The organism is Streptomyces sp. NBC_01077 (assembly GCF_045162855.1).
GTDB lineage: Bacteria > Actinomycetota > Actinomycetes > Streptomycetales > Streptomycetaceae > Streptomyces.
The window spans coordinates 7202379-7215291 of record NZ_CP108669.1 but is presented as its reverse complement, the minus strand read 5'-3'; the positions used below and the strand labels follow the sequence as shown (position 1 = coordinate 7215291).

The window sequence follows — 12913 nt, the reverse complement described above, 5'->3', positions numbered from 1 at the left end:
CCGGTCAGTCCACCTTTCGACATTAAGCCCGGCCCGCGTGGGTGACCAATTGATCAAGCGTGCGCGGGTTCGTCCAGGACCGCGAAGCCGTCCAGCTCCACCCGTGCCTGCTCGTCCCAGAGCCGTACGACTCCGATCACGGCCATCGCCGGGTAGTCGCGGCCCGCCAACCGCCGCCAGATACGGCCGAGTTCGGGGGCGTGGGCACGGTACTCGGCGACGTCGGTGGTGTAGACGGTGACGCGGGCGAGGTCGGCCGGAGTGCCGCCGGCGTGCCGCAGGGCGGTGAGCAGGTTGCCGAGCGCGGTGGTGAACTGCTCGGCGAGGGTGTCCCCCACGACGGCGCCGTCGCTGTCGAGGGCGGTCTGCCCGGCGAGGAAGACCAGCCGGGTGCCGGTGGCGGTGACGGCGTGGGAGAAGCCGGTGGGCGGGGCGAGTTCGGCGGGGTTGTGCCGGTGCAGGCTCATGGGGTCGGCTCCTCCTGGCTCGTGTCGAGGGCGCGGCGGTGGGACGCGTACAGCTCCTTGGCGATGATCGTGCGCTGGACCTCGGTGGCCCCCTCGTAGATCCGGGGTGCGCGGACCTCGCGGTAGAGGTGTTCGAGGAGGTGGCCGCGCTGCAGGGCGCGGGCGCCGTGGAGTTGGACGGCGGAGTCGACGACGTACTGGGCGGTCTCGGTGGCGAGGAGCTTCGCCATGGCGGAGCGCCGGGGTACGTCCGGGTCGCCGTCGTCGTACGCGGTGGCCGCCGCGTACACGAGGAGGCGGGCGGCCTCGGTTCGGGTGGCCATCTCGGCGATCCGGTGCCCGACGGACTGGAGGTCGGCGAGGTGTCCGCCGAAGGCGGGGCGGGCGGCGGTGTGGGCGAGGGCGGCGTCCAGGGCGGCCTGGGCCATGCCGACGGCGAAGGCGCCGACGCTGGGCCGGAAGAGGTTGAGGGTGTTCATGGCGACCCGGAAGCCCCGGTCGGGTTCGCCGAGCAGGTCGTCGGGGCCGACGGGGACGCCGTCGAAGGTCAGGGTGCCGAGGGCGTGCGGGGCGAGCATGTCGAGGGCCTCGCCGCCGAGTCCCGGCCGGTCGGCGGGGACGAGGAAGGCGGTGACCCCGCGGGCTCCGGCGTCCGGGGTGGTGCGGGCGAAGACGGTGGCGAAGTCGGCTTCGGGGGCGTTGGAGATCCATCGCTTCTCGCCGTACAGGCGCCAGCCGCCGGCGCCGTCGGGACGGGCCTCCAGGGCCAGCGCGGCGGCGTCGGAGCCGGCGCCCGGCTCGGAGAGCGCGAAGGCGGCGACGGCGCGTCCCGCGGTGGCCTCGGGGAGCCAGCGGGCGCGCTGCGCGGGGGTGCCGAAGGCGGCGACGGGGTGGGTGCCGAGGCCCTGGAGGGCGAGGGCGGTCTCGGCCTCGGTACAGGTCCGGGCGAGGGATTCGCGCAGGAGGCAGAGTTCGAGGGCGCCCGCGTCGAAGAGCCGGGCGAGGAGGCCGAGCTCGCCGAGGGCGGCCACGAGGGGGCGGTTGACCCTGCCGGGTTCGCCCTTGTCGGCGAGGGGCTTCAGGCGTTCGGCGGCGAGGGTGCGGAGCTCCGCACACCAGGTGGTCTGTTCCGGATCGAGCGAGAATGCGGGCATGTGGGCCCTCTCTGACGCCCTCGGGCGTCTTCGTCCCTGCGCCGTGCGACGTCCGTGCGCCGTCCGGTGCCTTCGTCCGGGCGCTCGCGGGCGCCCGGGTTCCAGGGTCACCGAACGCCCTGGTCCCCGCGCCCCCGGGCGTCTGGGTTCCAGCGCCACCGAGCACCCTTGTCGCGAACTGTTGACTGCCGTCACCAACACGATACGCTCGTGGAGCGCAGGTCGACCCCACCACGACAGGGGGACGGACTCATGGAGCTGACACCCTCGGCCCACCTCGACACGTTCGCCCGCGACCGGCTGCCGCCGCCGGACCGGTGGCCGCGTCTCCTCTTCGACCTCCCGGAACTGGCGTACCCCGACCGGCTCAACTGCGGCGCGGAACTCCTCGACCGTACGGCGGAACGATTCGGCGCCGACCGGCCCGCCTTCCACGACGGCGAGGGCGGCGTCTGGACCTACGGGCAGCTCCAGGACCGGGTCGACCGCATCGCCCATGTCCTCACCTCCGACCTGCACGTCCTGCCGGGCAACCGGGTCCTCCTGCGCGGCCCCACCACCCCCTGGCTCGCCGCCTGCTGGCTCGCCGTGATGAAGGCCGGCGCGGTCGCCGTCACCGTCCTGGCCCAGCAGCGCGCCCCCGAGCTGGCCGCGATGGCCGACGCGGCCAGCTGCTCCCACGCCCTCTGCGACGTCCACACCGTCGACGAACTCCTCGGGGCCCGGATCCCTGGGCTCCGTATCACCCCCTTCGGCGGGGACGGCCCGGACGACCTGCTCGCCCTCGCCGCCCGCCACCCCGGCCCGTACACCGCGGTGGAGACGGCCGCCGACGACGTGGCCCTCATCGCCTTCACCTCCGGCACGACCGGGCAGCCGAAGGGCTGCGTCCACTTCCACCGGGACGTCCTGGCCGTCGCCGACACCTTCTCCGCGCACGTCCTGCGCCCGTTGCCCGACGACGTCTTCGCCGGTTCGCCGCCGATCGCCTTCACGTTCGGCCTCGGCGGGCTCGTCGTCTTCCCCCTGCGGGCCGGGGCGAGCGCGGTCCTCCTGGAACAGGCCGGACCCAAGCAGCTGCTCGCCGCGATCGAGCAGCACCGGGTCTCGGTGCTCTTCACCGCCCCGACGGCCTACCGGGTCATGCTCGACGAACTGAAGCAGGGCACCGCCCCGGATCTCGGCTCGCTCCGCCGCTGCGTCTCGGCCGGCGAGAACCTGCCGGAGGCCACCTGGAAGGCCTGGTACGCACGCACCGGACTGCGCCTGATCAACGGCATCGGCGCGACCGAACTCCTGCACATCTTCATCTCAGCCGCCGACGGCGACATCCGCCCGGGCACCACCGGCCGCCCGGTGCCCGGCTGGCAGGCCAGGATCGTCGACCGCGACGGCAAGGACGTCCCGGACGGCGAGGAGGGGCTGCTCGCGGTGCGCGGACCGGTCGGCTGCCGCTACCTGGCCGATCCCCGCCAGACGGAGTACGTACGGGAGGGCTGGAACGTCACGGGCGACACGTACGTCCGCGAGCCCGACGGCTACTTCCGCTATGTCTCACGCGCCGACGACATGATCATCTCGGCCGGGTACAACATCGCGGGACCGCAGGTCGAGGAGGTCCTCCTCGACCATCCCGACGTGGTGGAGACGGCGGTGGTGGGCCGCCCCGACGAGCTGCGCGGGCAGGTCGTCGTCGCCTACACGGTGGTACGGGACGGGGTGCCGCGCGACGCGAGCACGGCCGCCGCACTGCGGGCCTTCGTCCGCGCACGCCTCGCCCCGTTCAAGTCGCCCCGCGAGATCGTCTTCCTGGACGCGCTGCCGCGCACGCCCACGGGAAAGCTCCAGCGCTTCCGGCTGCGGGACCCGGCGTGACTGCGAGACCCGGCGTGACGGAGATCCCACCTCCGGGAACCACCCTCTAAAGTGATCACGTGGCCGAGCAGCACACTCCCCGATCCCTGATCGTCTCCCTCTACGGCGCGTACGGCCGTGCGCCCGACGGGGCGCCCCTGCCGGTGGCCGCGCTCATCCGGCTGCTCGCGGTCCTCGGGGTGGACGCGCCCTCGGTGCGCTCCTCGGTGTCGCGGCTGAAGCGGCGCGGGCTGCTCCTGCCCGGCAGGACGGCCGACGGGGCCGCCGGATACGCCCTCTCGGACGACGCCCGCCGGCTCCTGGACGACGGCGACCGCCGGATCTACGCCCGTACCGAGCCCAAGCTCTCCGAGGGCTGGGTCCTCGCCGTGTTCTCGGTGCCCGAGGCCGAGCGGCACAAGCGGCACCTGCTGCGCTCCCGGCTCGCCCGCCTCGGCTTCGGCACGGCGGCGCCGGGCGTCTGGATCGCACCCGCGCGGCTGTACGACGAGACCCGGAACGCCCTGGAGCGCCTGGAGCTCTCCCCGTACGTGGACCTCTTCCGGGGCGACCACCTGGGGTACGCGGCGACGGCCGGGGCGGTGGCCCGCTGGTGGGACCTGCCGGCGATCGCCGGGCTCCACGAGGAGTTCCTCGCGGCCCACGAACCGGTGCTGCGGGCCTGGCGGACGGCCCCGGCGGACGCCGAGGCCGCCTACCGGGACTATCTGCTCGCCCTGGACTCCTGGCGGCGGCTGCCGTACGCGGACCCGGTGCTCCCGGCGGAGCTCCTGCCCGACGACTGGCCGGGCAGGCGCTCGGCAGAGGTCTTCGCGGCCCTGCACGAGCTGCTGCGGAACCGGGGCGCGGAGTTCGTCCGCCCGTACGTGTCCGCAGCCGCGGACTAGGGCCTGTGGAGCAGGATCGGCCCCGGCCTGATCGGCAAGCCCCCCTAGTCCCGGGCCCGGGGCCGCACCGCCAGGGCCCGGAGCAGGCAGGCGAAGCCCGCCGTGGTCAGGATCGCCCGGACCAGGTTCCACGCCACCCAGGGCCCCTCGAAGGCCGCCCGCGCGGCGGTCGGGTCCTGGGCCGCGGCGAGGGCGTCGTTGAGCGGCACGTTCGCCGCCGAGGTGACCAGGAAGACCGCCACGGAGAGGACCGACGCGGCGAGCGTCCAGGCCCGCGCCCGGGTGGCGCGGTGCTGCCAGGCGGCCACCGCCGCGAGGATCGTCGCCCCGAAGAACGGGGTGAAGAAGACCGGGTTCTGGATCACGTCGTTGATGTTCCGCATCACTTCGACGTAGACCCGGTCGTCGCTGCGTGCCAGTGCCGGCATCACCGAGCAGACGTAAGCGAACCACACCCCCGCGACCAGTCCGGTCGCCACCGTCGCCGTGCCGAGGACCGCCCCGGCACCCTTCCCACCCCGCTGCTGTGTCATGTCCCCATTCAAGGGCAGGAGGCGGTGCGCGGACCATGGCCCCGCGTCGCACCCGCATACGCGAGCGTCCACGGGCCTCAGGGCATCCGTCAGCCCCGGCGGCCGGTCGGGGGTGGGCGGTTGCCCGCGCGGTACGGCGCCGGCCAGGGTGCGGCGGGGCCCTGGTAGCCCTGCTCGACGGCCGCGTGCAGGGTCCAGTGCGGGTCGTAGAGGTGCGGGCGGGCGAGCGCGCACAGGTCGGCGCGGCCGGCCAGGAGCAGCGAGTTGACGTCGTCCCACGAGGAGATCGCGCCGACGGCGATCACGGGGACCCCGACCGCGTTGCGGATGCGGTCGGCGTACGGGGTCTGGTACGAGCGGCCGTAGGCGGGGGTCTCCTCGGGGACGACCTGGCCGGTGGAGACGTCGATCGCGTCGGCGCCGTGTTCCGCGAAGGCCCGGGCGATCGCGACGGCCTCCTCGTCGCTCGTACCGCCCTCGGCCCAGTCGGTGGCCGAGACGCGGACGGTCATGGGGCGCTCCTCCGGCCACACCTCCCGTACCGCGTCGAAGACTTCGAGCGGGAAACGCAGCCGGCCTTCGAGGTCTCCCCCGTACTCGTCGGTGCGGTGGTTGGTGAGCGGGGAGAGGAAACCGGACAGCAGATAGCCGTGGGCGCAGTGCAGTTCGAGCAGGTCGAAGCCGGATCGGGCGGCGCGACGGGCGGCGGCGGTGAACTCCTCGCGCACGGCGGCGAGTCCGGCACGATCGAGGGCGCGCGGGGTCTGGTTGACACCGGTCCGGTACGGCAGGGGTGAGGCGGCGACGAGGGGCCAGTTGCCCTCGGGAAGGGGCTGGTCGATGCCCTCCCACATGCGTCGCGTGGAACCCTTGCGGCCGGAGTGACCGAGCTGCACGCCGATCGCGGTGCCGGGTGCCTGCGCGTGCGTGAACGCGGTGATCCGGGCCCAGGCGGCGGCCTGCTCGTCGGTCCACAGACCGGTGCAGCCGGGGGTGATACGGCCCCCCGGACTCACGCAGACCATCTCGGTCATGACCAGTCCGGGGCCGCCCAGGGCCCTCGACCCCAGGTGGACGAGGTGGAAGTCGCCGGGGACGCCGTCCTCGGCGACGTACATGTCCATGGGCGAGACGAGGATCCTGTTGCGCAGGGTGAGTCCGCGGAGCCGGAAAGGGGTGAACATGGGCGGAGTTCCGGGCGGGCAGCCGAAGTCGGCTTCGACGGCGGCGGTGAGGACCGGGTCGCGGAGCCGCAGGTTGGCGTGGGTGACGCGGCGGCTGCGGGTGAGCAGGTCGAAGGCGAACCGGCGGGGCGGCCGGTCGACATGCCCCGCGAGCTCCTCGAACCACTGGAGGCTGGCGGTCGCCGCGCGCTGGGTGGACGCGACGACGGGACGGCGCTCGGCCTCGTAGGCGGCGAGGGCTTCGTCGGGGGCGGGGTGGTCGCGGAGGCTGCGGGCCAGGGCCAGGGCGTCCTCGACGGCCAGTTTGGTGCCCGAGCCGATGGAGAAGTGCGCGGTGTGCGCGGCGTCGCCGATCAGCACGGTGTTGCCGTACGACCAGCGCTCGTTGACGACGGTACGGAAGGCGGTCCAGGCGGAGTGGTGGGAGCGCAGCTCCCGGCCGCCGAGCGCCTCGGCGAAGATCTTGGCGCAGCGGACGGTGGACTCGGCCTCGTCGAGCTCGTCGAACCCGGCCGCCCGCCAGACCTCCTCGCGCATCTCGACGATGACGGTGGAGGCGCCGGCCTCGTAGGGGTAGGCGTGCAGCTGCATCACGCCGTACTCGGTCTCGGCGATCTCGAAGCGGAAGGCGTCGAAGGCGAAGTCCGCGGCGAGCCAGATGTAGCGGCAGCGGTGGGTGGTGATCCGGGGGCCGAAGTGCGCGGCGTGGGCCTCGCGGGTCCGGCTGTGGACGCCGTCGGCGGCGACGACCAGGTCGTGGCCGGCGGCGAGGACGTCGGCGGGCGGGGCCTCGGTGCGGAAGCGGAGCCGTACGCCCAGGTCGGTGCAGCGGGCGTGGAGGATCTCCAGGAGCCGGCGGCGGCCGAGGGCGGCGAAGCCGTGGCCGGTGGAGGTGGTGCGGTGCCCCCGGTGGACGACGTCGATGTCGTCCCAGCGGACGAGGTCGCGGCGGAGCGCCTCGTAGACGACGGGGTCGGCGTCCCGGATGCCGCCGAGGGTCTCGTCGGAGAGGACGACGCCGAAGCCGAAGGTGTCGGAGGGCGCGTTCCGCTCCCAGACCGTGACCTCACGGGCGGGGTCGAGCCGCTTGAGGAGGGCGGCGGCGTAGAGACCACCGGGGCCACCGCCGACGACGGCTATACGGGAGAGGGCGGGGCCGGTGCCGGGCCTGGGGCCCGAGCTGTGGCCCGGGCCGGGCCGGGGGCCGGGGCTGGGCAGGGGGCCGGGCAGGGAGCCGGGGCCGGGCAGGGGGCCGGCGGCCGGCACCGTCAGCACCCCCGCCATTTCGGGGGCCGCTTCTCCGTGAAGGCGGCATGGAACTCGGCGTAGTCCTCGCCGTTCATCAGAAGGGCCTGCGTGGCCGCGTCGAGTTCGATCGAGGCGGCCAGTGGCATGTCGAGCTCGGAGGTGAGCAGGGCCTTGGTCTGGGCGAGGGCGAGCGCCGGGCCGTCGGCGAGGCGGCGGGCGAGCTCGGCGGCCCGCTCCCCCGCCCGGCCCTCCTCGGTGAGCTCGGAGAGCAGGCCGATGCGCTCGGCCTCGGGCGCGTGGACGGGCTCGCCCAGCATGAGGAGCCGGGTGGCGTGGCCGAGGCCGACGACCCGGGGCAGCAGATAGGCCGCGCCCATGTCTCCGCCGGAGAGGCCGACCCGGGTGAAGAGGAAGGCGAAGCGGGTGGTGGGGTCGGCGATCCGGAAGTCGGCGGCGAGGGCGAGGACCGCCCCGGCGCCCGCGGCGACGCCGTGGAGGGCGGCGACGACCGGGAAGGGGCACTCGCGGAGGGACCGGACGACCTGGCCGGTCATCCGGTTGAAGTCGAGGAGCTGGGCGGTGTCGAGGGAGAGCGTGGCACCGATGATCTCGTCGACGTCGCCGCCGGAGCAGAAGCCGCGGCCCTCGCCGTCGAGGACGAGCGCCCGGACGGACCGCTCGCGGGAGAGCTCGGCGAGGAGGTCACGCAGATCGGCGTAGGCGCCGAACGTGAGGGCGTTGAGTTTCGCGGGGCGGGCCAGCGTGACGGTGGCGACGCCCCGGTCGATGTCGAGGCGCAGATGGTGCCAGCGTGCCGTGCGGGGCGTGGAGCCGGTAAAGGGGCTCATCCGGAACGGCCTCCTTCCTCCACATGGAGGGTATCACTCTCTTGTGACTGTCGTCATGAGTGCGCGATAAAGGAGGGATGAGGAGGGACCGCCCAAGGTCCCCGCCAGCCGGTGACCGAGGTCCCTGTTCACCAGGGAGGGGCGCCCCTGGAGAAATAATTTGCACCTCGTAAGGTTGAAACCAGGACGTCTCGGGATGCCTCCACCCCACTCGCCCACCGCCCCCACTCGGTGAAGGGAGCCTGCCCCATGCCCGAAGCCACCGGACCTGCAGCGAACGGACCCCCCGCACCCCGGCCGGCCGGACCCGCCGCCGCCTGGCGTATCGAGCTGCCCCACACGACCGCCGCCGTGCCGATCGCCCGCGCCCTGATCCGTACCGCCCTCACCGACCTCGGCCCCGCGGCCGCCGGCCGCCCCGACAGCGACACGGCTGAGCTGCTCACCGCCGAGCTCGTCGCCAACGCCGTCGAGCACACCGCCGGCCTCGGCCCCATCGAGCTGGTCGTCGAGCTGCTCGCCACACCCGGCGGCTGCCAGATCGAGGTCCACGACTCCGAGCCCGCCCGCCCCGGCGAGCTCGTCTGCCCCGAGCCGGGGACCGAGGTCGACCCCTGGCAGGAGCACGGCCGCGGCCTGCTCCTCATCCGGGCGCTCAGCAGCGACTGCGGCCACCGCCCCACCGCACACGGCAAGGCGGTCTGGTTCACACTCCCTGGGATACCGGCACAGCGCCCTCGTTCGGAGCGGTGACCAGGCGCGAGTGGCGACGCCCGTACACGGCGTACACCAACGTCCCGACGACCAGGAATCCGGCGAACTGCAGCCAGGTCGTCCAGCCCGTGCCCCAGATCAGGTAGAGGCAGAAGCCGATGCCGAGGATCGGGCTCAGCGGGAAGAGCGGCACCCGGAACGAGCGCGACAGCTCGGGGCTGCGGCGCCGCAGCACCATCACCGCGAGGTTGACGACCGCCATGACGGCGAGCGTGCCGATGGTGGTCAGGTTGACGACCACGTCGAGCGAGGCGAAAGCCGCCGGTACGGCGAAGACGGCGGCCACGATCCACGTGTTGGCCACGGGAGTGGCGGACTTCGGCGAGACCCGCTCGAAGACGCGCGGCACGAGTCCGTCGCGGGACATCGACATCAGGATGCGGGTCTGCCCGTACATCACGGCGAGGACGACGGACGCGATGGCGACGACCGCGCCGAACGCGATGATCCCGCCGCCGACCGACGACCCGGTGACCTGGTCGACGACGAGCGACAACGCGGCCGGCCTGCCCGCCACGGCGTCCGCGCCGAGGGCCCCGATCGCGGAGAGCGCGACCCCGCAGTAGAGCAGGGTGACGATCCCGATGCAGATGAGGATCGCGATCGGGATGTTCCGCCGCGGGTTCTTCACCTCCTCGCCGGCCGTGGTGATCGCGTCGAAGCCGATGTACGAGAAGAAGGCCACCGAGGCGCCCGCGGTGATCCCGCCCATGCCGTGCTCGGCGAACGGCGAGAGGTTGCCGTCCTGGAAGGCCGAGAAGCCGATGGCGCAGAAGACGATCAGGATCCCGATCTTGAGGATCGCCATGGCGGCGGTCGCCCGCGCGCTCTCCCTTACTCCGCGCACCAGCAGGGTGGCGGCGAGCGCGATGACGACCACGGCGGGGACGTTGACGACCCCGCCCTCGCCGGGTCCGGCGGAGAGCGCGGCCGGCAGCTGCCATCCGGTGAGGCTGTCGAGCAGTTCGTTGAGGTACTGGCTCCAGCCGACGGCGACCGCGGAGACGGAGACGCCGTACTCCAGGAGCAGGCACCAGCCGACGAGGAAGGCGGTCCGCTCGCCGAGGCTCGCGTAGGCGAAGGAGTAGGAGGAACCGGAGACCGGGATCGCGCCGCCCAGCTCCGCGAAGGAGAAGGCGGTGAAGATGCAGGTGATCGCGGCGAGGACGAAGGAGATCACCACCGCGGGGCCCGCCTCGGCGACGCTGTCGGAGAGACCGACGAAGATGCCGGTGCCGACGATCGCCCCGACGCCGAAGCACACGAGCTGGAAGAGGCCCATGGTGCGCTTGAGGCCGTGGCCTTCGAGGTCGGCACCGGATTCGGCGAGGAGCTGCTGCGGGGTCTTGATCCGCGAGGCGGACGGGGTCATGCGGTGGTTCTCATTCCTGGTGGTGCATGCGTGAGGGGGTCCGGACATCTGCGCCCGAACCCCCTGAAGGATGCGATCGTAAACCGCATCATGCATATTCACCCAATCGGGCGTAAAGCTATGCCGTCGGCAGCGGGCCGCCGGCCATCGTCGCGACCAGGACCGCCTTGATCGTGTGCATCCGGTTCTCCGCCTCGTCGAAGACGACCGAGTGCGCCGACTCGAAGACCTCGTCGGAGACCTCCAGCTCGGTGAGACCGTGCCGGGCGTGGATGTCCCGCCCGACGGCCGTACCCAGGTCGTGGAAGGCCGGCAGGCAGTGCAGGAACTTGGCGTCGGGGCTCCCGGTGGCGCGCAGCACGTCCATGGTCACGGAGTACGGAGCGAGGGCGGCGATCCGCTCGTCCCAGACCTCCTTGGGCTCTCCCATGGAGACCCAGACGTCGGTGGCCACGAAGTCGGCGCCGCGGACCCCCTCGGCCACGTCCTCGGTGAGGGTGACGGTGGCGCCGCTGGTCTCGGCGAGCTTGCGGGCGGCGGAGACGACCTCCTCGGCCGGCCAGTACGCCCGCGGGGCGACGATCCGTACGTCCATGCCGAGCAGGGCGCCGGTGACCAGGTAGGAGTTGCCCATGTTGAAGCGGGCGTCGCCGAGGTAGGCGAAGGCGATCGCGTCCAGCGGCTTGTCCGTGTGCTCGGTCATGGTGAGCACGTCGGCGAGCATCTGGGTGGGGTGCCAGTCGTCGGTGAGCCCGTTGAAGACGGGGACGCCGGCGAAGGCGGCGAGCTCGTCGACCACGGCCTGGCCGTCGCCCCGGTACTCGATGCCGTCGAACATCCGGCCGAGGACGCGGGCGGTGTCCTTGACCGACTCCTTGTGGCCCATCTGGGATCCGGAGGGGTCCAGGTAGGTGGTGGAGGCGCCCTGGTCGGCGGCGGCGACCTCGAAGGCGCAGCGGGTGCGGGTCGAGGTCTTCTCGAAGATCAGCGCGATGTTCCTGCCACGCAGCCGCTGCACCTCGGTGCCGGCCTTCTTGGCCGCCTTGAGTTCGGCGGCCAGCGCGATCAGGCCGCGGAACTCCTCGGCGGTGAAGTCCAGCTCCTTGAGGAAGTGGCGGCCGATGAGGTCTGTGGCCATGGGACGCGCTCCTGTGAGTACGTGTCGAGGGGACGGCGATCGGGGGATCGGCGATCGGGGACCCTGGAAGTCTATACGCACTTCAACATTTATATACAGCCCCCTCCGAGTCCGGGCCGACGCCGGAGACCGTCACGCCGCATCCCGCTCCACCGGGCAGCTCATACAGCGCGGGCCGCCCCTCCCCCGGCCCAGCTCGCTGCCGGGGATCTCGATCACCTCGATGCCCTGCTTCCGCAGATGCGTGTTCGTGGTGACGTTCCGCTCGTACGCGACGACCACCCCCGGCTCCACGGCGAGCACGTTGCACCCGTCGTCCCACTGCTCGCGCTCGGCCGCGTGCACGTCCTGCGTCGCCGTCAGGACCCGGATGTCCTGCAGCCCGAGCGCCGCGGCGATGGCGCTGTGCATCTGCTCCGGCGGATGGTCGGTCACCCGCAGGGACTGGCCGGCGTCCCCCGGCTCGATCGTGTACGAGCGGAGCATCCCGAGCCCCGCGTACTGCGTGAACGTGTCCTGGTCGACCATCGTCATCACCGTGTCCAGGTGCATGAACGCGCGCCGCTTCGGCATGTCGAGCGCGATGATCGTGCGCGCCGAACCCGCCGCGAACATGCCCCGGGCCAGCATCTCCACCGCCTGCGGGGTCGTCCGCTCGCTCATCCCGATGAGCACGGCGCCGTTGCCGATGACCAGGACGTCCCCGCCCTCGATCGTCGACGGGTAGTCGGTCTGCCCCTCCGACCAGTGGTGGAAGGCGCCCGCCTCGGCGCCCGTGAAAAGAGGATGGTGCTTGTAGATGGCCTCGAAGTGCACGGTTTCGCGCTGCCGGGCCGGCCAGCGCATCGCGTTGATCGAGACGCCGTCGTAGATCCAGGCGGAGGTGTCCCGGGTGAAGAGATGGTTCGGCAGCGGACCGAGGACGAAGTCGTCCAGGTCCATGGCGTGGAAGCGGACCGAGGTCGGCTCCCGGTGCGCCGCCAGGAACTCCCGCTTCGTCATCCCGCCGACGAGCGCCTCGGCCAGCGCCCCGGCCTCCAGCGAGTCGAACGCGGCCCGGAGGTGGTCGGCGGCGAGCGGCCCGTACTCCTTCTCGTCGAAGACCCGGTCGAGCACGAGCGCACGTGCGGTGGGCACGTCGAGGGACTCGCTCAGCAGGTCCCCGAAGAGGTGCACCTCCACGCCCCGGTCCCGCAGCACGTCCGCGAAGCCGTCGTGCTCCTGACGGGCGCGGCGCACCCAGAGCACGTCGTCGAAGAGCAGGGCGTCCTTGTTGGACGGGGTGAGCCGCTTCAGCTCCAGATCGGGCCGGTGCAGGATGACGCGGCGCAGCCGCCCGGTCTCGGAATCGACATGGAATCCCATGCGCCCATCCTGACGGAGCCGGGCGGCCGTGGCCCGCGTTTCGGGGCAGGCGGGGGCGGGGCGCGTCG

Annotated in this window: 11 protein-coding genes; 3 read left to right on the top strand and 8 right to left on the bottom strand. The window is 72.8% G+C overall.

Annotated elements, in window-relative coordinates:
* Positions 1 to 53: 53 nt before the first annotated feature.
* Positions 54 to 467, bottom strand: coding sequence for a RidA family protein (locus tag OG462_RS32665; RefSeq protein WP_406063170.1), 414 nt, complete (start codon positions 465 to 467; stop codon positions 54 to 56).
* A complete protein-coding gene (locus OG462_RS32660) occupies positions 464 to 1621 on the bottom strand; it encodes an acyl-CoA dehydrogenase family protein (protein ID WP_406063168.1) in 1158 nt (385 codons plus the stop codon). Before OG462_RS32660 ends, OG462_RS32665 begins: the two co-directional genes overlap by 4 nt.
* A 252-nt stretch (positions 1622 to 1873) precedes the next feature.
* On the opposite strand from OG462_RS32660, the gene OG462_RS32655 reads away from it, so the two are divergent.
* Positions 1874 to 3496, top strand: a complete 1623-nt coding sequence (locus tag OG462_RS32655; protein WP_406063166.1) for an AMP-binding protein — start codon at positions 1874 to 1876, stop codon at positions 3494 to 3496.
* A 59-nt stretch (positions 3497 to 3555) separates the two neighbouring features.
* A complete protein-coding gene (locus OG462_RS32650) occupies positions 3556 to 4383 on the top strand; it encodes a PaaX family transcriptional regulator C-terminal domain-containing protein (RefSeq protein ID WP_406063164.1) in 828 nt (275 codons plus the stop codon).
* Positions 4384 to 4427: 44 nt separating this feature from the next.
* On the opposite strand, the gene OG462_RS32645 is transcribed toward OG462_RS32650, so the two are convergent.
* The 3 genes from OG462_RS32645 to OG462_RS32635 form a co-directional block, all read right to left on the bottom strand.
* Positions 4428 to 4916 carry a DUF1772 domain-containing protein gene (locus OG462_RS32645; protein WP_406063162.1) on the bottom strand — a complete coding sequence of 163 codons (489 nt, stop codon included), beginning with the start codon at positions 4914 to 4916 and terminating at the stop codon, positions 4428 to 4430.
* A gap of 89 nt (positions 4917 to 5005) precedes the next feature.
* Entirely contained in the window at positions 5006 to 7384 is a 2379-nt protein-coding gene (locus OG462_RS32640) for a bifunctional salicylyl-CoA 5-hydroxylase/oxidoreductase (protein ID WP_406063160.1), read from the bottom strand.
* Positions 7369 to 8196 (bottom strand): enoyl-CoA hydratase family protein, encoded by an 828-nt coding sequence (locus OG462_RS32635; protein ID WP_406063158.1) that lies wholly within the window; start codon positions 8194 to 8196, stop codon positions 7369 to 7371. The genes OG462_RS32640 and OG462_RS32635 overlap by 16 nt, the downstream gene beginning before the upstream one ends.
* A 249-nt stretch (positions 8197 to 8445) precedes the next feature.
* On the opposite strand from OG462_RS32635, the gene OG462_RS32630 reads away from it, so the two are divergent.
* Entirely contained in the window at positions 8446 to 8949 is a 504-nt protein-coding gene (locus tag OG462_RS32630) for an ATP-binding protein (protein ID WP_406063155.1), read from the top strand.
* Here OG462_RS32630 and OG462_RS32625 read toward each other — a convergent pair.
* From OG462_RS32625 to OG462_RS32615, 3 genes are all read right to left on the bottom strand, one after another.
* On the bottom strand, positions 8903 to 10342 hold the full coding sequence (locus OG462_RS32625; protein ID WP_406063153.1) for an amino acid permease: 1440 nt from the start codon (positions 10340 to 10342) through the stop codon (positions 8903 to 8905). The two genes, OG462_RS32630 and OG462_RS32625, sit on opposite strands and share 47 nt — an antisense overlap.
* Before the next feature lie 118 nt (positions 10343 to 10460).
* Positions 10461 to 11480: an ornithine carbamoyltransferase gene (gene argF / locus OG462_RS32620; protein WP_406063151.1), complete on the bottom strand. Its 1020-nt coding sequence runs from the start codon at positions 11478 to 11480 to the stop codon at positions 10461 to 10463.
* A 132-nt stretch (positions 11481 to 11612) separates the two neighbouring features.
* The gene (locus tag OG462_RS32615) at positions 11613 to 12845 is read right to left on the bottom strand and encodes an arginine deiminase (RefSeq protein ID WP_406063149.1); all 1233 of its coding nucleotides are present in this window, start codon (positions 12843 to 12845) and stop codon (positions 11613 to 11615) included.
* Positions 12846 to 12913 lie beyond the last annotated feature (68 nt).